This window comes from Candidatus Galacturonatibacter soehngenii (assembly GCF_008830185.1).
Classification (GTDB): Bacteria; Bacillota; Clostridia; order Lachnospirales; family Lachnospiraceae; genus Lachnotalea; species Lachnotalea soehngenii.
On sequence record NZ_WAGX01000007.1, the window covers coordinates 357,599 to 381,085 of the forward strand.

Consider the following 23,487-nt stretch of genomic DNA (forward strand, 5'->3'; position numbering starts at 1 on the left):
TGCCAAGTAGTAAGGGTATGATAGGTTGATGGATAGAAAACTTATTCATTTACTTTCAAAATACATTGTACTGGTGTTGCTGGACGGCTATAAATTTTTACTAACTTTACCATTGCATAGTAACCACTAAGGGTATAATATCAATCTACGACATCTTTATTGTCACCTCAAGGCATGTTGAAGCCGTAACACTGCTTGTGAAGGAGTAAAACGATTGAAGAAGCAGATGTACGTCTCATGTCAGGAATGTCCAAGAGCACGAGTGAAGCGAATTGGGATTGGAAACATTCTACGGCGGAGTGTGTTGTGTTGATAGAAAGGAAATAGGCTGATATAAAAGACCTTGAAGGTTTTTAAGTGAAAATTAAAGTGTATATTATGTTCCCTCAGACTTTGGTTTGGGATAATCAATTATCTTGTTGACATTGACGTAACGTCATAGCCTATAATTGAAATTGCTCTAAGTGATATCACGATTTCAATTGAATAATAAGGAGATGATTTAAATGGAAATAATTATACAAGACACTTTAAATTTATATAAAGAAATGCTTAATTTGCCTGAAGGGGAAAGAATTGAATTCTTTAGCAGCGAATTACTGAAGCCTTTTAATACGATGTTTGAAATAATGCATATGCCTAAGACACCTGAAGCCATGGGGTGTATACAGCTATCCGGCCGTGACTCCAAGATGGTAGAGATGCTAGAAAAGCTTGAAAAGGCTGATGCATGGAATAATGCCAAAAGAACCATGGAAGCTGCAGCAGCTCGCTTTGAAGAAGCCTGCATTCCAGTACCGGAAAAAGTTGTAGTAGGAATCTTCTTAGGAAACCCAGAATGCTTAGCAATGGTAGAAGGATACACTGGTATGGGGTCTATACCTGGCTATATACAAATAGTGATAGATCCTAATGAAAAAAACCTGCCAAAGCTGAATGCATGTATAGTTCATGAGTTTCATCACAATGTGCTTTTCCATAATGTAAAATGGAACTTTATGACTGATGTAACAGTTGGGAAGTACGTTGCTATTGAAGGCTTGGCTGAAAGCTTTGCAGCGAGCATGTTTGGAGAAGAGTACGTTGGCCCATGGGTAACAGGTATACAAGGAGCAGATTTAGAAACTTCAAGAAGAATAATTTCAAAATCGCTTAACGTAAAAGGATTTATGGAGGTTCGTAAATATATATATGGAAAGCACCCAATGATGCCAGAGACTCAAGACTTTGGAATGCCTTTTTGTGGAGGCTATGCCGTAGGATATCATGTTATACAGGCATATCTAAGAAAGACCGGTATTTCAATAGAAAAGGCTACGATTATTGATGGCGATGAAATCATGAGGGCATCTGGCTATTTTGAAAATTAAATTAATGTAATAAAGCATGCTGATTGTGCAGCATGCTTTATTGCTACCTGCTAGTTTTACAATAATACATAATTGCCAGATAAACGAATTCACTCAAATCTTCATCACTGAATTGGTTGAAATAGTTTTTCCATCTTTTATCAGATTTATAGTCATTAGCAATACATTTCAAAATTTCTGTATCACAAGTCATATTTTGTTCCAGGTAACTTTTCCATTCTGAAATTAATTTCTGTACCTCCTTGGAAGAAGGCGGGGTATGAATTTGTTTTGCTAATTTTTTAAATACTTTTTCCATATTGTTTGCAAATTCATAAGATAAGTTTTCTTTTTCCTTATCAGATAGTTTTTCTAGGTTTTTCTCATATTCTTTGTATTTTTCTGTTTCACCATATACTATTTTAGCTTCACGACTATATTGTTGTTGTAATGGCAAAATTGGCGAGTTATTAAAGATATTCAAATTAAATATTTCTTTTCCTGATACATACTCCTCTAAGGCACTAATAATTGTACCTAAGCGCTGCTGTTTTGCTAGTAAGGTTTGATGATGCATCTTTAAAATTTGTAGTTGTTCCACTTTTGATAGCTGCATAATATCTGATATTTCTTTTAAAGATAAATCCATTTCTTTTAAAAATAAAATAGTCTGCAGACTTGCCAAATCTTCTCTGCTATAAGCTCGGTAACCTTTATCCGATAATCGTGTCGGTTTTAATAAATTTATTTTATCATAGAAATGTAATGTCCTGGCTGTGACACCAGTTATACGTACAATATCTTTAACTGCAAAAAATTGTGTTTTCATTTCAAAAATCCTCTAATCCTTTAAGAATAATATAAAATAGGTCAAATTTTATCTCAAGCTCAGTAAATTAATTGCTCAATTATATCCATCTAATCTCCCCATTTTTGTATTATATAATACTCTATAACCTTATGCCATAAGATTCTTTGGGAGATGAACAAAATTTACACTTGACTATGACGTAAGGTCATAGTGTACTATATACTCGTAATAATAAAGTAATATGACATTCATATCGTATTAAATTATATACTTCATATTTTAATACGATATGAATCATTTTAAACAGACCGAGAAATCGAAATTTTACGAAAGGAAATGACACATATGAACAATACACTGATTGTTTTTTATTCGCTTTTTGGAAATACAGAAAATTTAGCATTAGAAATAGCAATACAGACTGGTGGTGCATTAAGAGAATTAATTCCTGATAAGAATTATTCTTTTGATTATAATACAGCCTGTAAAGAAGTAAGAAATCAAATTTCCCGAGGATTTTCCTCCAAGTTAATATCTGGAAATGAGTCGATACAAGATTATCAAACAATATTTATAGGTTCACCAAACTGGCTTAAAACATTAGCTCCGCCAGTTTTGGGTTTCCTTAGAGCACATGATTTCACGGGAAAAACAGTAATTCCATTTTGTACTCATGGAGGCGGCGGATTTGGCCAAATTGAAAATGATATAACTAGAGAGTGTTCAAAATCCATCATTCTACCAGGTATTGCTGTAAATGGTACTGTTGCGCCGGAAGAGGTTGCAAATTGGCTTGAGAAAATTGGATACGAATTATAATAAACCCTAGATATGGAAAGGGGTATTCAAAATGGAAAAAGTAATGCCATTCTTAATGTTTCAAGATGGTAAGGCAGAAGAAGCAATAAGAAACATGAGTTCTCCTTTATACCATCGTTTTCAATTTATGTTACTTGCAATACTGAAGATGAAATTAGCAACCTTTATCAGAGACTTAATGAAGGAGGACAAGAACTTATGCCTTTAGATGATTATGGTTTTAGCAAAAAGTTCGGTTGGGTAAATGATCGCTTTGGAGTTTCGTGGCAACTAAATCTTCTAAAATAAAAGCAAGAAAGATTACACAATAAAAATAACACTTTAAATTGTGATGAACAAAGCCTTCAAATAAATAAATATTTGGGGGTTTTGTTGCTTACAATTTTAATACAAAGAGTATTAGAATGTAATAGCAAATATCAAGTATCAAATTACCAAGATAATACTTGCCTAAATGTAAAGAGTAATATTATGGTTGAAATCAGAAATTCAAAAAAAATGTAGGAGAATTGCTAGAACTTCAGAAATATACTATTCCACCAAGGGGGTACTAGATACTTACGACATCATTATTGTACTCTCAAGGCATGTGGAGACCGTCTGTTGTCTACAAAGGGTGAATATGTAGAAATCCTTGAATTTACGCACTTTGCGAGGGTTTTTAAGTTCACTGGGAAATCGAATTTTGGAAGAAAAAAAGAGATTTCCAATGAGATTAAAGTCTCAGTAGTTATAGAACTGGTATGAGTGGACACAAAAATATATCGTTCATAAATCGGATGCTTTCAGTAAAATAAACCATCAACAATTTCATAAGAAAAAGTCGAAAGACCGCTTGTTTTCAACATCTTTGATGTGAAAGCAGGCGGTCTTCTTTTTTTGCCAGTTTTCACATGACACCTAGAATAACAGGAGGAATGAGAAGATGAAGAAATCAAAGGAATTGTGTTCATTATGGAACAACGAACAGGAATTACAGACGGGAAACGTCAAAATCAGTGAATTGCATGAGTTTAAAGGACATCCTTTTCGAGTGGAGCATGATATGCAGTTGTTTGAATTATCCAAAAGCATTGATGAAAAAGGAATATTGGTTCCGCTGATTGTTAGACCTAATCCTGATGGAGAAGGGTATGAGATTATTGCAGGTCATAGAAGAAAAGCTGCCTGTGAATGGGCTGGTGTTGATATAGTTCCTGTCATGGTTATGCAGATGGATGATGCAGAAGCCACAATAGCCATGATCGACAGCAATCTCCAACGAGAGCATATCAGACCTAGTGAAAAGGCATTTGCTTATAAAATGAAGTTGGAGGCAATGAAGCAGCAAGGAAAACGAAATGATTTGTTTCAAGATGGAACTTTGTCCCCAGTGGGGACGAAGTTAGAAAATTCTACTTTGGAATTGAATCAGCTGGTCTGTTCTTATGATGATTCGGGAAAATGGCAATTAGAAAGTCAGCCATTAGAAAAAGAAAGAGTACGGACAGATGAATTGTTGGCAAGACAAATAGGAGAAAGCAGGAATCAGATCGCAAGATATATTCGTCTTACGAATCTGATACCTAAGATTTTGGATATGGTAGATGAAGATAAACTGGCATTTCGCTCCGCAGTAGAACTGTCTTATCTGTCAGAAGAAGAACAGTATGAGCTTCATGCAGTTATGGAATTGGAGCAGGTGATTCCGTCTTTATCTCAAGCAAATCGGATGAAACGGATGAGCCAGTCAGGAAAGTTAGATATGGATATGATTTATGAAATTCTTGGGGAAGAGAAACCAAATCAGAGGGAAAAGCTAAAGATCTACGCTGATTCATTAGAAGGGTATTTTCCATCCGATTTTACACCAAAACAGAAAGTGGAACTGATTGAAAAGCTTGTGAAAGAATGGAGCCTAAATCAAGCCAAGACTAAGACAATGGAGAAGAAGGGAAGGTAATTATTATGAATGAAGAGAAATCATTATTTGATTCCATGGGAGTTCGTTATGAAGAAAGAGAAGGATTATTTTATCCAGTAATTACAGAGACGGAAATACAAGAACCAATTCATGCAGGAAAGTATGGACATCTTTGGATGAATTTTATGAAAGAGAACCATACGGATCGTTATCGTCATTTATATCGATTTGGGAAAATAATGGAAAAAGCAGCAGAGGTTGATGAGGAAGCTTATCAGATGCTGGATTCCATGACTGAGAAATATTTAATGAGTCATTCCCTTAAAGATTCCAGTTCTACCATGGAAATGTGGAGACTTCGGGAAGAAGCCAAACGAATAGCGGAAGAAGTTATATTTCAAGATATTGTTAATCAGTTTCACTAAAGGGAGGGATTTTATTTATGAATGAGAACTTAAGGATAGCAGGAAGTCAGAATAATTTTATGGGAAGAACAAAGCAAACAGAAATTACAACAGCACCTAAGGGTAAAGGAGAAGAACGAATGAGAGATTATACTATGAATGGAACTTTAATTATTGGCTGTGACCACGGTTACGGCAACATTAAGACAGCGAATTTTTGTTTCAGAGCATCCGCCGAAGCAAGTGAAACAGCACCGATTTTTAGCAAAGATTATGTGAAATTTGAGGATAAATATTATGTAATATCAGAAGGGCACAAGAGTTTTCTGGCAGACAAGATTGCAGATGATGATTATTATATACTGACGCTGGCGGCAATTGCAAAAGAACTGGAACTTCGAGAATTGCATGAGGCAAAAATTCATCTAGCGGTAGGATTACCGCTGAAATGGGTAAAGGCACAAAGAGAATCGTTTAAGTCGTATCTGCTTCGCAATCGCTACGTGAATTTTGAATATCGTGAGAAGAAATATCTAGTAGAGATTGTAGATTGTACTGTAATGCCACAGTGCTATTCTGCGGTGGCAGAGACTTTAAAAGAATTTACTGGAATTAATATGCTTGTGGATATTGGAAATGGAACCATGAATATCATGTATCTTAATGACAGAAGAGCGATGGAAAATAAATCCTGGACTGAGAAATTCGGAGTCAATCAGTGTGCAATTCGAATTCACAACAAAGTTCTGGATGAAACAGGAACCAATCTTATGGATGATGTGATTGAGCGTTTTCTAAGAACAGGAGTAACGAAAGTAGATGAACCTTATAATTCCTTAATCATAAATGCAGCAGCAGAGTATGTGGCTGAAATATTTGCGAAACTGAAAGATTATGAATATAACGATAAGCTCATGAATCTGCATATTATGGGTGGTGGTCATAAACTGGTGGAAACTGTTGGAGAGTATAATCCAGATAAGACCTTTTTTATCACAGATATCTGTGCAACGGCAAAAGGATACGAGTATTACTGTTATATGGGACTTCGCAGACAAAACCAGAATCGTAATTAGAAATATTTCTGATAAATTGATATGGTTAAAATCTTATGAGAAAGGAGTTTTCAATGATTAGGAATACGAATATCCGATTCTATGAGGAAGAAGAGGAAGACAAAAGGGCATGGGAAATCTTACATGCCCTTGATAAGAAACAATTTAAGTCCCAGAGTAAATTCGTTGTGTTTGCCATACTGGATTATTATGAAAAATGCATGAAGCAAGAGCAAGATCCGTACTTTGAGATAGTCAAGCAAAATTGTAACACCAATACTGATATTTTTATCGGTAACTAAATCTCTTTTCAAATGGTGTTAAATACCCATTTGATGAATGTGGTCTCACATGATTGTAATATACAAAAATATAATCATAAGTTGCTTCATTTAATGCCTCATCTGTTTCAAAGCTATGGTGATTTGCAAAATCTGCTTTAAATGTTCCGTAAAAGCTTTCCATGGGAGCATTATCATAAGGGCATCCTGCCTTACTCATACTTTGAGTAATATTTTGCAAAGAACAAAATTCTGTAAAAGCTCTCGATGTAAACTGCGACCCTTGATCACTATGAAGGATAAGCCCCTTCTTAACGGTATTATGATTCAGTGCATAGGTCAGAGTTTCAATTGCTAATTCTGCATTAATACGATTACTATTTAAAGTTGCCACTGGTGAACGATCATATAAATCAATAATAGTACAATTATATCTTTTCGCTCCATCCTCTCTCCACATATACGTAAAATCCGTACACCAAATCTTATTGGGTTCATCTACTTTAAAGTTTTGATTCAATAGGTTATCAAATTTTTTATAGCAATCGCCCTTTTTGTACTTTGGTTTTTTGGGTACCACAATTGACCTAAGTCCAAGCTCATTCATATATTTATGAACGGTTGGATTACTTAAGCTTATAGATTTTCTATTAAGAAAGATACGCATCATTCGATATCCTGGTCGCCCCGCATACTCATGATAAATCTCTTCAATGGTTGCTTTGATTTCTTCCTTTTTCTTATAATAGTCAGCTTTTCTATGTTTTTTGTAATTATAATAGGCATTTGGCTTTATATTAAATCTCGATAAGAGCCAACGTACACCATAATTTTCATGGTAGAAATCAATGAAATGGTATTGTTCTAATCTAGTTCCTTTGCGAAGAATGCGGCCGCTTTTTTTAAGAAATCATTTTCCTTTTTGGATTCAGCAAGTTCCTTACGAAGTCTTAAATTTTCTGCCATTAAATCTTTCTCATTATTTAACTCTGGATTTGATTCGCATTCTTCACTGTACTCGCGTATCCACTTGCGCAAGCTACCTTCTCCTAAATTGTATTCCTGATTTACGCTTTTCATTTGGCGTCCTTCTTCAAGGACTAATCTCACTACTTTTTTCTTAAACTCTGGGGTATAAGTTTTTTTGATTCCTGCCATTGTAATAGCCTCACTTTCATATGAATTATTTTATCATAAATATCAGTGTTACTGTTACAACTTTAGTTTAGCATCTCAAAGAAAGGTTGGTGAATTAGATGGGTCACACACCCTTTGGATATAGAATTGAAGATGGAAAGGCTGTTGTAGATGATAAAGCAGCAGAACAAGTAAAAGAGTTATTTTCAGGTTACTTGTCAGGGTTATCCTTGAAGAATGCTGCAATAAAAGCTGGGATAGATTGCTACCATGCCACAGTAAGTAGGATGCTACAGAACAAGCAATACCTTGGAGACGAATTCTATCCTTCAATTATTGATGAGGAGATATTTGAAAAAGCAAGGTTAGAAAAACAAAAGCGAGCAGAAAAACTCGGAAGGATATGGGAGCCTAAAGATGTACCGAAAACGGATTATCCTGTAAAGTTCAAAGCAAAACCTCTGGTACAAAAATATGACGATCCATATAAGCAGGCAGAATATGCTTACAGTTTGATAGAAAGTGAGGTGTAACCAGTGGCAGTTAGCAGGAATGTAACAGTAATTCCAGCAATTAAACGAATCGGAAATAATAAAAATAGTGAGAGTAAACCCAAAATACGAGTAGCGGCATACTGCCGAGTTTCAACGGATAGTGAGGAGCAGGCCTCAAGTTACGAAATTCAGATTGAGCATTATACAAACTATATTAAGAGGAACAAGGGATGGGAATTGGCAGGTATTTTTGCGGATGACGGTATCACCGGTACCAGTACGAAAAAGCGTGATGAATTTAACCGCATGATTGAAGAATGTATGGCAGGAAATATTGATATGATCATCACAAAATCCATCAGCCGATTTGCTAGAAATACGTTGGATTGTCTTAAATACATCCGGCAGTTAAAGGATAAAAACATTGCTGTGTTCTTCGAGAAAGAGAGTATCAACACCATGGATTCTAAGGGTGAAATATTACTGACTATCATGGCATCCCTTGCCCAGCAAGAAAGCCAATCCTTAAGCCAGAACGTTAAGCTGGGTATTCAGTATCGATACCAGCAAGGTGAAGTTCAGGTCAACCACAAGCGTTTCCTTGGTTACACCAAGGATGAAAACAAGCAATTAGTGATTGATCCAGAGGGTGCTAAAGTTGTTAAACGGATTTACAGAGAATACCTTGAAGGAGCCAGTCTTTTACAGATAGCCAGAGGACTAGAAGCGGACGGCATTCTCACAGCGGCAGGCAAAGCAAAATGGAGACCTGAAACACTAAAAAAGATACTACAGAATGAAAAGTATATTGGTGATGCCCTTCTACAAAAAACATATACAGTTGATTTCCTTTCTAAAAAGCGAGTAAAGAATAATGGCATTGTTCCCCAGTATTACGTAGAAAACAGCCATGAGCCTATCATTCCACGTGAACTTTTTATGCAGGTTCAAGAAGAGATGGTTCGAAGAGCCAATCTTCGCGGCGGCAAGGGTGGTAAAAAGCGAGTTTATAGTAGTAAGTATGCCTTATCAAGTATTGTTTACTGCGGACAATGCGGTAATATTTACCGACGAGTACATTGGAATAACCGAGGTTACAAGTCTATTGTTTGGAGATGTGTCAGTCGTTTAGAGGAAAAAGGCTCTGAATGTACGGCCCCTACCATAAACGAGGAAACATTACAGGCAGCAGTGGTTAAGGCTATTAACGAACTTTTGGATAACAAAGAGCCCTTCCTCTCAACGTTACAGAAAAACATAGCTACCGTCCTTAATGAAGAAAATGATAATACCACCGATGATATTGATAGAAAATTGGAAGAGTTACAACAACAGCTCCTTATACAAGCAAAATCAAAGAATGACTATGAAGATGTTGCTGATGAAATTCATCGACTTCGGGAATTAAAGCAAAATGCACTTGTAGAGAATGCAGAGCGAGAAGGAAAAAGGCAACGAATCAATGAGATGACAGACTTCTTAAATGAGCAGTCCCATGAGCTGGAGGAATATGATGAGCAGATTGTTAGAAGGCTTATTGAAAAAGTTACGGTATTTGATGATAAACTCACCGTTGAATTCAAATCAGGTGTTGAAACTTATATAAAAGTTAAAGAATAATTTGCAAGTGAATTGTTTTACTAGTCTCTGAACAACAAAAATATTATATTGACATAGGCGTAAATGTTGTTTATAATTAAAAACGACATTAATGTCGTTTTTGGTTATAAAGAAATTTTGGAGGAAACTATCATGTCTCCTAGGGTAAACGATAATTATAAGATAAATAAAAAACAAAAAATACTTGAAGCTGCCAAGAGGGTATTTATAAAAAAAGGTTATATTCAAGCGACCATGCAGGACATTATTGTTGAGGCGGGTATTTCAAGAGGCGCTTTGTATTCGTACTTCAATAATATTGAGCATGTATTTGAGGAACTTCTTAAGTTAGACGATGAAAAAGATATTACTTTTATTAATATTGATGATGACTACACTTCTTCTTGGAAGCAACTCGTAGATTGGATCAGATTTCAACAACATATTATATCGTCTAACAATGAATTTTTACTCTGTAAAAGTGAGTTCTTTTTAATAAAACACCGAGAATCTAACAAGTCAAGTAGCTCTTATATTACAGAGAGATATAAGAAGTTGATAACCGCAATCAGGGATTTTATAGATAAAGGAATTAAGAAAAAGCAATTCCATCCTTGCAAGTCATCAGAATTGATAGCTCTATATATGGTTTCATTTTTTGATGGATTAATGATAGATACATTTAATTTAAGTTTGGAGTTGACAAGGGTAAATGATCAAATTGATATTTTAATTTTTACATTAGAAAATATGCTTAGGCCAATTAAATAATATGAAGGAGTGTTTTTATGTTATTTCAAACTAAGAGAATCATTTTACGAAAAATGACTGCCCAAGATACAGAGATTTATCATAAATGGAGAAATGATATAGATGTTATGCAAACTACTGCTCCGTTGTTAGATGTTTACCGTATTGAAGAAACAGAAGAATTTGTTAATCAAATAATCTTAGGATCCTGCTCTTCAAAATGCTACATTATACTTGAGAAACAATCTAAAAAGCCAATTGGAATTACTTCGTTAATAAATATTGATCATAAAAATCGTAATGCAGAATGCATTATTGATATTGGAGAAAAAGAAGTCTGGGGGAAAGGGTATGGATTAGAGGCAATGAAATTACTTCTTGATTTCGGATTTCTGGAGATGAATTTACACAGAATATCGCTGAGAGTTTTTTCTTTTAATGGAGGGGCAATAAAATTATATGAGAAACTAGGCTTTCAGCAAGAAGGAAGAGCACGCGAAGCTATTTTCCGCGATGGAGTATGGCATGATATCATTCATATGGCAATTATACAAAGTGCATATATAGAACAAATGAGAGAAAAGTAAAAAAATCATACAGAGGAACAGATTTCTTGAGTGAACAGTCATGTGAGTTGTAGGAATATGATGGGTAGTTGGTAAGGCAAATTATTGTGAAAGTAATAGTCTTAATTGCAGGAATAACAGGAAACGGAAAATTCCACTAGAATGAGTTACAGGAATATCGCAGAGGGGTTTATAGCAAGGGCATATACTCAAAATAGGCACGTCCCCACTGTCATGCGGAGGAGGGTTGTTAATGCTGAAAGATTATCAAAAACTTGCTATTGAAAAGGTAAGGGAAAATGCTAAAGGTAAAATTAAAGAAGATAGGGTTTATTTGGAGCAAATTTGTAATCAGTTTAGTGTTGATGTTGAAAAACTGATTAATCAAGTAATGCAAAGTCCTATTACCATAAACTTTCATCCGGATAGATTATCAAACAATAATAAAACAGTCATAGAGAATTTGTTGGAGCAAGGGCGGTATCATGGACAATTTCGTACCGGTACTACTAATGGTGGTAAAACAGCTTTTGTTGGCGGCGACCGCTTTATGTGGGAACAGTGCCTATTTCACAGCGCATATCCGAATAATTCGTTTGATCGCCCTAAATATGGCGCCTTGAATATTTTTAAATATATTGATGGAGCTTCTGTTCGTTTTGGTTCATGTTACCTTGTTTTGAAAAAAGAAATAATTGATAGATGTACTTTTTCATATGGAGACAGTTCGACTAATCCAACAACTTTATGCACAAATGACACTTTTGTTTGTGTTTTGGCAGATTTACTTAGAAATGTACAAAACAATGGAAAACTCCTAAATCAAGTAGTTTCATCAGAACAAGAAGCATTAGCGATTTTATTAAATAAAAGAGATGTTAAAGTCATAGGAAGAAATCTTGATTATTGCATTGAAACGCACATTCATGGAGATGTTTATCTTTTAGATGATGTAGATAGCTTTTATATGGATGAATCTTATCAGGAAACAACATTTGAAGAAAAAGCTAATGAGTTGTGTCATAGGTATGGGATAAAACTTAAATGGATTCCAAAGAGACAGATTAAGCTTGAAGAAATAGGCGATCTATTTCGCGGTCCAATGATTCCGCTATTAGCCAAGAAGATTGATACTATTTGGGGTAATAATCAAGGCGTTATGAACGCTGCCCTTCTGGGGAAAGCATCTCAAGATAGTGAACTTAACCCGGAAAAATGGAATGATATTGGAAGTCAATCAGAGGTTTTCCAATACATAAAGCAACTTTGGCATAAAATTGGATATTTTGGTTGATATAAATGGTTTTATAATAAATCAGATTGTGGTTCTACAACCGCAGGAAAACATGATGAATATTCCAGCGATGCAGGATGAAATGCGCCGTCCCATGATGCTGATTGTATCGGCGAACAAAAAAGTGGATAGATAGAACTAAAACACCTATAAGGTATAAATGGAGGTAATTTATGTTTAAAGAAAAAATTATTATAGAGATGAAAGAAGTATTCAAAGAAATTCCTTTTGGCATAGAGCATACTCTCAAAGTTTTGAAAAATGCAGAAGATATAATGAAAGGAGAAAATATCGGAGAGGAAGAAAAAGAATTCATCAGTATTATTGCTATACTACATGATATTGGTGCGGTTGAAGCACAAAAAAAATACGGTTCTATTGATGGTGTCTATCAAGAAAAGGAAGGACCAGAAGTAGCGAAAGAAATATTAAAAAAGGTAGGCTATAACAAAAATATTGATAGAATATGCTTTATAATAGGCAACCATCATACTCCATCTAAAATTGATGGACTTGATTTTCAAATACAATGGGAAGCTGATTTGCTTGAAAATTTAACGGTTATGGATAAAGAAAAAGAACAGGAAAAGATAAAAAAGTGTATAGATGAAAACTTTAAAACAAACACAGGAAAAAGGATAGCTTATAATCGCTTTATTTTAGATTAGTAGTAGATTATTACAGTTATGTATTTTATATCGCAAAGAAAAAATAGTAGTTAAGTTTAACCCTAGATAATAAGCAGCAAAGGAGTGCGATAAGATGATATCTAATAATACCTCCATGCCTACAACGGATGATGAGTTGCAAAAGAATACGGTTGGTTGTTAAGGATTCTGCTGATGAGTCATCCTACGTTCCAGTGTTGGAAGCGGCCGGATATGTGCTACAGATTCGAGAACCTGACTGGTTTGAGCATCGTTTGTTTAAAGGACCGGATACCGATATTAATCTGCATGTGTTCAGTTTGGGCACATCAGAGATTGATAGAATGTTACGCTTCCGTGATTGGTTGCGGACTAATGATACTGATCGGGACAAATATGCACAAGTCAAACGAAGCTTGGCAAAGAATAAATGGAGGCATGTCCAGCACTATGCGAATGCTAAAACATCAATAGTACAGGAAATCATGAAAAGAGCGAATGGTAATAATGCTTAAGGAGAGTGTCATGTTTTCTTGGTTTGTTATAGGAGGTTATATCAATGAAAAATACAGTAGATAATTTGTCAAAAAGTAAAGTTATTTTAATGTGCGGCCCTGCGGGAGCAGGTAAATCAACACTAGCAAAAAAATTTGAAAGTACCGGGATGACAATACTATCTTATGATGAAGAATCATTCAAACGAGGTTTGAATGAACATCCTTTACCTCAGGAGGTTTTAGAAGATATTAAAACCTATCTTGATGAAAAACTAATTTCACTTATCATGCAAAACATTGATATTGTTCTCGATTATTCATTTTGGTCTAGAGAAATGAGAAATGAATATATTTCATTATTAAAGAAATACGACATAGAACCCAAAATCTATTATATAAAGACACCTAAGGAAGTTGTTATGGAACGTATTCGAAAAAGAAACGGAAATCATCAAAATGATATCATATTGACGGAGCAAACAGCTTCCACTTATTATGATCATTTTCAACCCCCAACTGCTGAAGAAGGTGAAGTTATAGTAGTCGAGGGATATTAATATTGTGGTTTTAGGCATGGAAATTGTACTAGATGATAAGTTTTGTCAAATTTTTTGAAAGATATACTTCCAACAAGGGGATACCAGCTTCAGGTGATATCATTATTGTCATCTCAGAGCATGTGGAATGTGCGGTATTGATGTCAAGGGTGGATAAATAGAAAGGCTGAAAAAAGCTTATAAATAAGGGTTTTCCAGACATTAGGTTTTTCTTCCGGCTATTTTGCCAGAGGAAGTCGTGTTAAGGAACCCTTATTTTTATTGTTTGGGAGATGATGTCAGCTACTAAATAAGGATATGGATGAGTAATATTTCAAATAAAAAAATGAAGAATAATGTAAACTGAACATAACAGGATATGTTATGTTTAATTGATTGATTAATAGAAAGGTTATAATATAATAAGTATAAAGGATGTGAAAAGTATGATAAATATGAATCTGAAAGAATTGCGAAAAGCCCATAGATACACACAAGAAGAGGTTGCTGAAAAGATAAGTGTTTCAAGACAAGCGGTTGCAAAGTGGGAAAATGGTGAAACTGTACCTGATATCAATAATTGTATTGCGTTGGCAGAATTGTATGGAGTTACCTTGGACGACTTAGTAAATCATTCGAAACAAAAAAACGGAATAGGTATTCAGCCTGAAGGGAAACACGTATTTGGAACGGTAAAGGTTGGAGAAAGGGGACAAATTGTAATTCCTAAAAAAGCCAGAGAAATATTTAACATTTGTCCTCAAGACAGTTTGTTGGTTTTAGGCGATGAGGCACAGGGAATTGCCTTGGTGAAACAAGATAAATTTATGCATTTTGTAGAAGCTGCTTATAAAGCGAAAGAATGCAAGGAGTAGTAGATACCTTTAATGCAGAATGAATTTTAAGGGATCCATAAATGTAGTTATCTAATTAAGGAAGGACACGATATAAAGATGAAAAAGAAAAAGAAAATAATATTAAGCGGAATTTTAGTATTTATACTATTTATGGTGGGAAGTTACTTCTATAATAATATTACTTATATTGAGAACCCCCTTAAAAAAATGTATAGAGCTGGATTTGTTGAAAAACAAATAGAGCTAAAGGATGGCACCATATTAAATTATGGAGAAGGTCCAAACAATGGAAAAACACCGCTTCTACTCATTCATGGTCAAGGTATGTCTTGGGAGGATTATGCAAAAGTATTGCCTGAATTATCAAAGCATTACCATGTATACGCTGTGGATTGCCACGGGCATGGAGAATCTGATATGAATCCTGAGAAATATTCGGCTAAAGAAATGGCGGAAGATTTTATAGAATTTATTGATGTAGAAATAGGGCAAAAAACAGTAGTTTCCGGTCATTCCTCAGGTGGAATGATTGCTGCATGGTTGGCTGCATATGCACCAGATCGTATACTGGGTACAGTTATTGAAGATTCCCCCTTCTTTTCAACGGAACCAGGTAGACGAGAAAAAACATATGTATGGGTATATGGTTTTCAATTATATGAAGACTTTAAAAATCAAGATGAAGAGAAGGATTACTTCAAGTATAGTTTAGAAAGAAGTTATTGGAGAAATATGTTTGGGGATTTTCTTTGGAATAAATTTTCTAAAGATGCAGTAGCATATCATAAAAAGCACCCTAATGAGCCTGTACACATAAAGTATTTACCACCACAGATAAATAGGATATTTGAAACCGCGACTTATCCATATGATCGCAAGTTTGGAGAAACATTTTATGATAATACCTGGTTTGAGGACTATAATCAATCCGAAGTGTTATCAAAAATTAAAAGCCCTACAGTATTCATAAAAGCTGCAACAAGTTACGATGGAGATTTACTAGTAGCAGCCTTATCGGATGAAGATGCTGATCATGTGATTGAGTTGTTGGAAAATGGAAAACGGATTAATGTGGATTCCCCTGGACACGATATACACTACGATAAACCCGAAGAATTTATTGAGATTATGATTGAGTTCTTAGATGAAGTTCAATAATGATATAGAAAGAATACAAAGATTGGATAAAAGAGTAATGAAATCAACGATTAATGAATTTTTAAAGAAGGTTAGGAACTTATAATCAATTAGATATGGGGAACTATCAATTTATTTTCAAAATGTAAATTGATAGTGGCTTCTATATTTTAAATATTGAATCCATCAAACTATTGTGTTAAAATATACGTTGATAAAAATAAGAATTTAGGAGGAATCGAAAGGATGACAGCCTCAATACGTTTAAGATAAGCTGGCAATAAAAAAGGCAGAATCTATCCTCGATGATAGGCTTTTTTGTTGTGCTTATTTATACGATATTGAGCATTCATTAGTTACGGTAAGCTATAATTTCTTTAGCTGTGCCTTTATTTGACTATGTCTTTTTAAAGAATGTTTCCATATTGTATGTATGCAGACTAAGCCACATTGTGGATTTTGGCCTGCATTTTTTATTGCCTCGAATATTGTTTAAATAAAATTTAATCAAAATAATGAATGTAGGAGATGATAAAAAATGGAAAAATACAATTGGAAACTTAAGTTTTTTACAATATGGGCGGGACAGGCAGTATCTTTAATCACTAGTGCCATCTTGCAAATGGCGATAATTTTTTATCTTACAGAAAAAACAGGATCTGCGATGGTTTTGTCTATGGCCTCGCTGGTTGGTTTTCTACCCTATGCGGTCTTTGGACCAGCTATTGGTGTGCTAGTGGATCGCTATGATAGAAAAAAGATAATGATTGGTGCTGATTTAATTATCGCAGCAGCTGGAGCAGCACTAGCTATTGTTGACTTATATATGGAATTATCTGTTTGGATGGTTATGGTGGTATTATTTATCCGTAGCCTAGGAACAGCTTTTCATACCCCTGCGTTAAATGCAGTTACACCTCTTCTAGTACCAGAAGAACAGCTGACCAAATGTGCTGGCTATAGCCAGTCCTTGCAGTCTATCAGTTATATATTAAGTCCAGCAGTTGCGGCATTGTTATACTCTGTTTGGGAATTAAATGCCATTATAACCATCGATGTACTAGGCGCCGTAATTGCTAGTCTCACAGTAGCATTGGTGAATATTCCAAAGCTTAAAGTAGAAGAAAAAAGTTTGAAACAAAATTTCATCGGAGAGATGAAAGAAGGGTTTTTGGTCTTAAAGGATAATAAAGGATTGTTTGCTTTATTACTCATAGGAACACTATATATGTTTGTTTATATGCCTATCAATGCACTATATCCTTTAATCACCATGGAATATTTTAATGGTACACCGATGCATATTTCTATTACGGAGATTGCTTATGCATCTGGTATGATGGCAGGTGGTTTGATATTGGGGTTATTTGGGAACTACAAAAAGCGAATCCTATTAATTACAGCATCCATTTTTATGATGGGGATAAGTTTAACCATTTCAGGCTTACTTCCTCCAAGTGGATTTTTAATATTTGTAGTTTGCTGTGCGATAATGGGGCTTTCGGTACCCTTTTACAGTGGTGTACAAACGGCTCTTTTTCAGGAGAAAATTAAGCCTGAATATTTAGGACGGGTATTTTCTTTAACTGGAAGTATCATGTCTCTTGCTATGCCAATTGGGTTAATTCTTTCTGGATTCTTTGCTGATAGAATCGGTGTAAATCATTGGTTTTTACTATCAGGTATTTTAATTATTTGCATTGCAATAGTTTGCCCAATGATAACTGAGATTAGAAAATTAGATGCAAAATAAAATAAAGGAGTGTGTTCGTATGATATATAATATTATTCAATCAGTGACAGAAAAATTATCCTCTTTGCCTTATATAGAAGGCATCGTATTAGGGGGATCCCGTGCAAGAGGTACCCATACAGAGGATTCTGATATAGATATCGGAATTTATTACAATCAAGAATCATTTGACCTGACAGCGATTAACCAAATTGCTACAGAGTTGGATGATGAGAATAGAAACAACCTTGTTGTACCTCCCGGAGCGTGGGGTGATTGGATCAATGGCGGCGGATGGTTAGTTATGAACGGGTATCATGTTGATTTGATTTTACGTGATATAAAACGGGTGGAACAAATAATCAAGGATACGGAGCAAGGAATTGTTACTGCAAATTATCAGACCGGGCATCCCCATGGTTATATAAGTGCTATGTATCGTGGAGAATTGGCTATCAGCAAGATACAATATGCTAAAAATGAAAGCTTATGCGAATTAAAAAATCAGGCGGAAATTTACCCTGGTGCTCTAAAGAAGAGCTTGATAAACTTTTTTTTATTTGAAGCAGAGTTCTCTTTAATGTTTGTAAAAGCAAATGCGGGAGCAGAGGATAAATATTATATTGCAGGCCATGTTTTTCGTATTATTTCATGCTTAAATCAAGTACTATTTGCATGCAATAATGCTTATTGCATTAACGAAAAGAAAGCTATAAAACTGCTTGAAACTTTTGAATATAAACCTAAAAAATATGCCGAAAGGGTAAATCATATTTTTGAAGTACTCGGTCTTTCACTTTTTGAATGCTACGATATGACCGAGAAGCTTTATAAAGAAGTGAAAAAAATTGCAACGGAGATAAATAACTTTTTAAACGAGGGGGAATTCAGATGAAAGAAAACAAATATGATGATAATATATTTTTTCAAAAATACAGTCAAATGAGTCGCTCACAGCAGGGACTAGCCGGTGCAGGAGAATGGGAAACATTGAGAAAGCTGCTGCCGGATTTTAAAGATAAGCGTGTGCTTGATTTAGGATGCGGCTATGGATGGCACTGTATTTATGCGATGGAACACGGAGCGTCTTCTGTTGTAGGTGTTGATATTTCTCATAAAATGCTCGAGGTAGCCAAAGAAAAAACACATTTTCCACAGGTTGAATATAAATGCTGTGCTATAGAAGATGTGGAATTCCCAGAGGAGAGTTTTGATGTAATATTAAGTTCACTTGCGTTTCACTATGTAGCAGATTATGAGATTTTAGTAAAAAAGATATATAGAATACTGAAGTCTGGTGGTAAGCTAGTTTTTACGGTTGAACATCCTGTTTTTACTGCCTATGGAACACAAGACTGGCATTATAACGAAAAAGGAGAAATACTGCATTTTCCGGTGGATAATTATTATTATGAGGGCAAACGGACAGCTGTGTTTTTGGGAGAAAAGGTTACAAAATATCATAGAACACTGACCACATATCTAAATACACTGCTTTCAAATGGTTTTATAATAAATCATATTGTGGAGCCGCAGCCGCCGGAAAACATGATGGATATTCCGGGGATGCAGGATGAAATGCGCCGTCCCATGATGCTGATTGTATCGGCCAACAAAAAAGAGAAAAGATAAAATTGAAACACCCGCAACATAAACAGCAAAGGAGTGCGATATGATGCTATCTGAAAATAACTCCACACCAAGGAGTGAAAATAATAATCCATGAGGTATATTGATATGTTTCCGTCTACCGATAGCCGTGGATATGTTTCCGAGAACGGACACACTCAAGTGACATTCATTCTATCCTCTCGACCCATGTGGAGACGGTCGTATTGATGTCACATAGGGATAAATAAATAAGCTTCAAAGGCTTAAAATCAAAGGTTTCAGACTTTCAGTGAGAATACCGATTGTTGGGAGCCTTGTTTTTGCCCTCCGAACATGACTTGAAACATAAATGTAAGTTAGGGTTGAAAGACTAGAGAACTGTTGTCAAATAAACATAGCGAAAGGCAGCAGTTCTTTTACAGAATTACTGCCTCATTTTTGTTATTTTGCTAAATCATCTAGGCGAGTACGATGTTGTAAAGTATTAAGAATCCAATCAGCATTTTTTGATTTTTATTTCGTTATTCTTAACTAAAATTGCCCCTTGATTACTGATTGGGGATAAATTTAGTTTAGAAGAGTAGGTGTCTATTATAGTTTGCACAACTTCCTTAAAGGGTGAACTTTCAAAATGTGGCACTGGGTAAAACTCGACTAATCCTAAGGCACAATAGTCCGTCAAATCGGGAGCTTTTTTTACACTGTCTATTCCTTTAGCGTATTCTATATTTGGTGATGCAACCATTGCTCCAGCTGATTCACCAATGTAAAGCCTGCCTGCATTCACTTCTTCTACAATCATTTTGTCAGCCCCGGTTCTTTTTAGCTCTTGTAAAAGAAAAAATGTGTTTCCACCAGTTACATAGATAAAATCATTTTTTTTAACTTCACTCTTATTTCATCCTGGCTGGCTGTAGATATATCAAGTATATCAACAACAAGTCCCATTTTTTCAAGTTCCTTTCTGCCAGATGATACATAAAACACAACTTTTTCCACCATACTTGCAGTAGGAATAAAGGTTACCCTTTTACCTGTTAAATCTGTTTCGAAATTTGCAAAGATATCTGCAACATCTTTAAAGGAAGATGCCAAAAATAGTTTTTTCATAAAGCTGTTTTCTCCTTTTATTTTCCATGTAATTGTAGTATAGTACAAAAAGGTATCATAATATGACATATTTATATTATTATGGAGCCAATCGCCCCTTGGAAAGAGAATTTAGACTTCCTGAGAGTAAAAAATACAGAGCGCAGTTGATTGATACTTGGAATATGAGTATAGAAGAATGTGGAGAAGTCAGTGGCAGATTTGTTCTTAAAATGACTGGAAAACCATATATGGCAGCTCGTTTTATTGCAATAGATGAATAAGTATAAGGCAGCATACGTAATAGAAACGTACGCTGCCTTATACTTTATTCTAAAATGAGTGGTAACAATATGCATGCATGAAATATTACGAGGATTAGAGGCTTAAAGTCCATATTTTCATCCTCGTAAACCTATGATTGTGTTATAATATAGTATTATATTAGTTAATATAAATATAAAATATGGTATCTATGGCTATAGAGTGATGATACTTGAACAAGATGAACCTACTACAAAAGAAGAGATGTTAAAATAGTTACATAGTGCAGCAAAACTTCTTCATATGGATAAGATGAATAGTGAGTTTAAAATAAAAGAATAGAAAAAAGGAGAACATTAAATGGCAGAAATAGCATATGAAATCATAAAAGAACTAGGTGTTTTGTCAGAAAATTCAAAGGGATGGAGAAAAGAAATCAACCTCATTAGCTGGAATGGTGCAACTCCTAAATATGACATTAGGGATTGGGCACCAGATCATGAAAAGATGGGAAAGGGAACAACTTTATCAAAAGATGAGGTTGAGAAATTAAAAGAAGTATTGAATCGTGTCTGTGAAGCATAGTGACTTTGGATTAAGAAACATTAATGTAATATGTGATGTAATTGTCCAATTGAATTCTTTCAAAAAATATCATAAAATGAGAGCATGCCTTTTAAGGGTATTATGCTGAATGAAAATGAGGAATACAATAAATGAAAAATAATAAAAACTACTATATGCCAGCTGAATGGGAGAAGCATGAAAGAACGTTTATCGAATGGCCAGTAAAAGAATCTTTAGTCTGGCCGGATAATCACGAAGAAGTAATCAAAGGCTATGCGAATGTAATCAATGCCATTGCAGAGTTTGAGAAGGTAACTCTGCTTGTAAATGAGGATACCTATGAAGAAGCAAAAAGCAGGTGTAAGGAAAACGTAGAGTTTTTAACGATACCGCATAACGATGCATGGTGTAGAGATAACGGTCCTACTTTTGTATGGGATGAGTGTAAGAATTTAGCGGCCATTAATTGGAACTTTAATGCATGGGGAGAACGATTTACTCCTTATGATTTGGACAACCAGGTGGCAAGTAAAATCATAGATCATGTAAAGGTAAAAGGATTTGATGCAGACATTGTCTTAGAAGGTGGCTCCATACATGTAGATGGAGAAGGAACATTACTAACAACAAAAGAATGCTTGCTTAATAAGAATCGAAATCCGAATTTAAGTATGGCTCAGATAGAAGAACAGCTTAAATCCTATCTTGGAATCAAAAAAATTATTTGGCTAAATCAAGGGTTATATGGGGATGAAACGGATGGACATGTGGATAACGTTGCTTGTTTTGCAAAACCAGGTGTAATACTTCTTCAAACCTGCAAAGATCCATTAGACCCTAATTATAAAATCAGTGAAGAAAACCTTGAAATACTTCGAAATGCTACGGATGCGAGAGGAAGAAAAATTACAATCATTGAAATTCCACAGCCACCAGCAAGATATTATAAGGAAGTTCGCTTAACATTAAGTTATTTAAATTTCTATATCGTAAATCAGGGAATTATTTTACCGATTTTTGGACAAGAGGCGAAGGAGACAGATAAATTAGCCATAGAGATTCTTAGTAAGGTATTTCCTGAACAAAAGGTTGTAACAGTAGACGGTATGTCTTTAATCAAAGAAGGTGGGAATGTGCATTGTATCACGCAACAAATGCCAGCGGGAAATATTATTTAGATAAATAGTTTGTGAAAGAATGGAGGTAATGATGAGAAAAGTAAAAGTAGCGGCAACTCAAATGAGTTGTACGAATCAGATAGAAGAAAATATTGTGAAAGCAGAACGATTTGTACGAGAGGCAGCAGCGCAGGGTGCACAAATTATTTTGTTACAGGAATTATTTGAGACCTTATATTTTTGCCAAAAAGAGCTGGAAGATAATTATGAATATGCGACTGAAGTAGAGAATAATAAGGCAGTAAAACATTTTCAAGCAGTGGCAAAGGAATTAAAGGTAGTACTTCCAATCAGTTTTTATGAAAGAAAGAACAATGCGAGGTATAATTCCATTGCAATCATTGATGCGGATGGAGAAGTGCTTGGAGTTTATAGAAAAAGTCATATTCCAGATGGACCAGGTTATGAAGAAAAGTATTATTTTAATCCTGGAGACACTGGGTTTAAGGTGTGGGATACCAAATATGCTAAAATTGGGGTTGGTATATGTTGGGATCAGTGGTTTCCAGAGACAGCCAGATGCATGGCACTCATGGGAGCAGAAATACTATTTTATCCGACCGCAATTGGCTCAGAACCTCAGAATCCATCGATTGACTCCAAAGATCATTGGCAACGCTGTATGATTGGCCATTCTTCTTGTAATTTAGTTCCAGTGGTAGCATCAAATCGTGTAGGATTAGAAACCATTGAAGATTCTAGTATACATTTTTATGGTTCCTCGTTTATCACCAATGGTACAGGTGAAAAAATAGCCGAAGCAAATCGCTTGGAGGAAACCATATTGGTAGCTGAGCTTGATTTGGATCAGATAGAAAAACAAAGAACCGAATGGGGAATTTTCCGTGATAGAAGACCAGATTTGTACAAGGTTTTATTAACCTATGATGGAGAACTTAAGTAGAGGAGA

The 23,487-nt window shown here is 35.0% G+C and carries 26 protein-coding genes and 1 pseudogene; 24 read left to right on the forward strand and 3 right to left on the reverse strand.

Annotated elements, in window-relative coordinates; translation table 11 throughout:
* Positions 1 to 506: 506 nt before the first annotated feature.
* Positions 507 to 1,370, forward strand: coding sequence for a DUF2268 domain-containing putative Zn-dependent protease (locus F7O84_RS16385; RefSeq protein ID WP_151147761.1), 864 nt, complete (start codon positions 507 to 509; stop codon positions 1,368 to 1,370).
* A gap of 43 nt (positions 1,371 to 1,413) precedes the next feature.
* On the opposite strand, the gene F7O84_RS16390 is transcribed toward F7O84_RS16385, so the two are convergent.
* Positions 1,414 to 2,178, reverse strand: a complete 765-nt coding sequence (locus F7O84_RS16390) for a MerR family transcriptional regulator (RefSeq protein WP_151147764.1) — start codon at positions 2,176 to 2,178, stop codon at positions 1,414 to 1,416.
* 327 nt (positions 2,179 to 2,505) lie between these two features.
* On the opposite strand from F7O84_RS16390, the gene F7O84_RS16395 reads away from it, so the two are divergent.
* The 6 genes from F7O84_RS16395 to F7O84_RS16420 all read left to right on the forward strand — a co-directional run bounded on the left by F7O84_RS16395 (position 2,506) and on the right by F7O84_RS16420 (position 6,643).
* Positions 2,506 to 2,979 (forward strand): flavodoxin, encoded by a 474-nt coding sequence (locus F7O84_RS16395; protein ID WP_151147767.1) that lies wholly within the window; start codon positions 2,506 to 2,508, stop codon positions 2,977 to 2,979.
* A 123-nt stretch (positions 2,980 to 3,102) separates the two neighbouring features.
* Positions 3,103 to 3,267 carry a VOC family protein gene (locus tag F7O84_RS19635; protein WP_243140930.1) on the forward strand — a complete coding sequence of 55 codons (165 nt, stop codon included), beginning with the start codon at positions 3,103 to 3,105 and terminating at the stop codon, positions 3,265 to 3,267.
* A gap of 637 nt (positions 3,268 to 3,904) precedes the next feature.
* Positions 3,905 to 4,921, forward strand: coding sequence for a ParB/RepB/Spo0J family partition protein (locus tag F7O84_RS16405; protein ID WP_151147770.1), 1,017 nt, complete (start codon positions 3,905 to 3,907; stop codon positions 4,919 to 4,921).
* A 5-nt stretch (positions 4,922 to 4,926) separates the two neighbouring features.
* Positions 4,927 to 5,307, forward strand: coding sequence for a TnpV protein (locus F7O84_RS16410; protein WP_151147773.1), 381 nt, complete (start codon positions 4,927 to 4,929; stop codon positions 5,305 to 5,307).
* A 17-nt stretch (positions 5,308 to 5,324) separates the two neighbouring features.
* Complete coding sequence (locus tag F7O84_RS16415; protein WP_243140922.1) at positions 5,325 to 6,362, forward strand: ParM/StbA family protein; 1,038 nt, start codon at positions 5,325 to 5,327, stop codon at positions 6,360 to 6,362.
* A gap of 53 nt (positions 6,363 to 6,415) precedes the next feature.
* A complete protein-coding gene (locus F7O84_RS16420) occupies positions 6,416 to 6,643 on the forward strand; it encodes a hypothetical protein (protein ID WP_151147776.1) in 228 nt (75 codons plus the stop codon).
* Here the strand turns inward: F7O84_RS16420 and F7O84_RS16425 are convergent.
* Positions 6,630 to 7,780, reverse strand: a protein-coding gene (locus F7O84_RS16425) for an IS3 family transposase (RefSeq protein ID WP_151143866.1) whose coding sequence is annotated in 2 segments (ribosomal slippage) — positions 6,630 to 7,513 and positions 7,513 to 7,780 — 1,152 coding nt in all. Because the reading frame shifts where the segments join, the coding sequence is not laid out codon by codon here. The genes F7O84_RS16420 and F7O84_RS16425 overlap by 14 nt on opposite strands.
* Positions 7,781 to 7,878: 98 nt before the next feature.
* Between F7O84_RS16425 and F7O84_RS16430 the strand changes: the two genes are divergently transcribed.
* The 13 genes from F7O84_RS16430 (at position 7,879) to F7O84_RS16490 (ending at position 19,500) form a co-directional block, all read left to right on the forward strand.
* Positions 7,879 to 8,292, forward strand: a complete 414-nt coding sequence (locus F7O84_RS16430; protein ID WP_035150380.1) for a recombinase family protein — start codon at positions 7,879 to 7,881, stop codon at positions 8,290 to 8,292.
* 3 nt (positions 8,293 to 8,295) lie between these two features.
* The gene (locus F7O84_RS16435; protein ID WP_151147780.1) at positions 8,296 to 9,873 is read left to right on the forward strand and encodes a recombinase family protein; all 1,578 of its coding nucleotides are present in this window, start codon (positions 8,296 to 8,298) and stop codon (positions 9,871 to 9,873) included.
* 132 nt (positions 9,874 to 10,005) lie between these two features.
* Positions 10,006 to 10,623, forward strand: coding sequence for a TetR/AcrR family transcriptional regulator (locus F7O84_RS16440; protein WP_085333687.1), 618 nt, complete (start codon positions 10,006 to 10,008; stop codon positions 10,621 to 10,623).
* Positions 10,624 to 10,640: 17 nt separating this feature from the next.
* A complete protein-coding gene (locus F7O84_RS16445; RefSeq protein ID WP_151147783.1) occupies positions 10,641 to 11,189 on the forward strand; it encodes a GNAT family N-acetyltransferase in 549 nt (182 codons plus the stop codon).
* A gap of 232 nt (positions 11,190 to 11,421) precedes the next feature.
* Positions 11,422 to 12,462: a DUF3626 domain-containing protein gene (locus tag F7O84_RS16450; protein WP_151147786.1), complete on the forward strand. Its 1,041-nt coding sequence runs from the start codon at positions 11,422 to 11,424 to the stop codon at positions 12,460 to 12,462.
* A 173-nt stretch (positions 12,463 to 12,635) separates the two neighbouring features.
* Positions 12,636 to 13,130, forward strand: a complete 495-nt coding sequence (locus tag F7O84_RS16455; protein ID WP_008981870.1) for an HD domain-containing protein — start codon at positions 12,636 to 12,638, stop codon at positions 13,128 to 13,130.
* 152 nt (positions 13,131 to 13,282) lie between these two features.
* The gene (locus tag F7O84_RS16460) at positions 13,283 to 13,624 is read left to right on the forward strand and encodes a GrpB family protein (protein WP_243140923.1); all 342 of its coding nucleotides are present in this window, start codon (positions 13,283 to 13,285) and stop codon (positions 13,622 to 13,624) included.
* A gap of 44 nt (positions 13,625 to 13,668) precedes the next feature.
* Positions 13,669 to 14,163, forward strand: a complete 495-nt coding sequence (locus F7O84_RS16465; RefSeq protein ID WP_151147789.1) for a P-loop nucleotide/nucleoside kinase family protein — start codon at positions 13,669 to 13,671, stop codon at positions 14,161 to 14,163.
* 425 nt (positions 14,164 to 14,588) lie between these two features.
* A complete protein-coding gene (locus F7O84_RS16470) occupies positions 14,589 to 15,017 on the forward strand; it encodes a helix-turn-helix domain-containing protein (RefSeq protein ID WP_024832227.1) in 429 nt (142 codons plus the stop codon).
* 78 nt (positions 15,018 to 15,095) lie between these two features.
* Positions 15,096 to 16,157 carry an alpha/beta fold hydrolase gene (locus F7O84_RS16475; protein ID WP_024832226.1) on the forward strand — a complete coding sequence of 354 codons (1,062 nt, stop codon included), beginning with the start codon at positions 15,096 to 15,098 and terminating at the stop codon, positions 16,155 to 16,157.
* Between the two features lie 517 nt (positions 16,158 to 16,674).
* Positions 16,675 to 17,889: a macrolide efflux MFS transporter Mef(A) gene (gene mef(A) / locus F7O84_RS16480; RefSeq protein WP_024832225.1), complete on the forward strand. Its 1,215-nt coding sequence runs from the start codon at positions 16,675 to 16,677 to the stop codon at positions 17,887 to 17,889.
* Between the two features lie 19 nt (positions 17,890 to 17,908).
* Complete coding sequence (locus tag F7O84_RS16485) at positions 17,909 to 18,763, forward strand: nucleotidyltransferase domain-containing protein (RefSeq protein WP_027625761.1); 855 nt, start codon at positions 17,909 to 17,911, stop codon at positions 18,761 to 18,763.
* Positions 18,760 to 19,500, forward strand: a complete 741-nt coding sequence (locus F7O84_RS16490; RefSeq protein WP_151147792.1) for a class I SAM-dependent methyltransferase — start codon at positions 18,760 to 18,762, stop codon at positions 19,498 to 19,500. Before F7O84_RS16485 ends, F7O84_RS16490 begins: the two co-directional genes overlap by 4 nt.
* Positions 19,501 to 19,975: 475 nt before the next feature.
* Here F7O84_RS16490 and F7O84_RS19640 read toward each other — a convergent pair.
* Positions 19,976 to 20,658: pseudogene (locus F7O84_RS19640) on the reverse strand (Type 1 glutamine amidotransferase-like domain-containing protein).
* Between F7O84_RS19640 and F7O84_RS16500 the strand changes: the two are divergent.
* The 4 genes from F7O84_RS16500 to aguB all read left to right on the forward strand — a co-directional run bounded on the left by F7O84_RS16500 (position 20,652) and on the right by aguB (position 23,481).
* Complete coding sequence (locus F7O84_RS16500; RefSeq protein WP_151147795.1) at positions 20,652 to 20,852, forward strand: DUF5605 domain-containing protein; 201 nt, start codon at positions 20,652 to 20,654, stop codon at positions 20,850 to 20,852. The pseudogene F7O84_RS19640 and the gene F7O84_RS16500 overlap by 7 nt on opposite strands.
* Before the next feature lie 340 nt (positions 20,853 to 21,192).
* Positions 21,193 to 21,417: a YdbC family protein gene (locus F7O84_RS16505; protein ID WP_151147798.1), complete on the forward strand. Its 225-nt coding sequence runs from the start codon at positions 21,193 to 21,195 to the stop codon at positions 21,415 to 21,417.
* A 131-nt stretch (positions 21,418 to 21,548) separates the two neighbouring features.
* Positions 21,549 to 22,577 (forward strand): agmatine deiminase family protein, encoded by a 1,029-nt coding sequence (locus F7O84_RS16510; protein WP_151147801.1) that lies wholly within the window; start codon positions 21,549 to 21,551, stop codon positions 22,575 to 22,577.
* A 31-nt stretch (positions 22,578 to 22,608) separates the two neighbouring features.
* Positions 22,609 to 23,481 (forward strand): N-carbamoylputrescine amidase, encoded by an 873-nt coding sequence (gene aguB / locus F7O84_RS16515; protein ID WP_151147804.1) that lies wholly within the window; start codon positions 22,609 to 22,611, stop codon positions 23,479 to 23,481.
* The last annotated feature ends 6 nt before the right edge of the window (positions 23,482 to 23,487 follow it).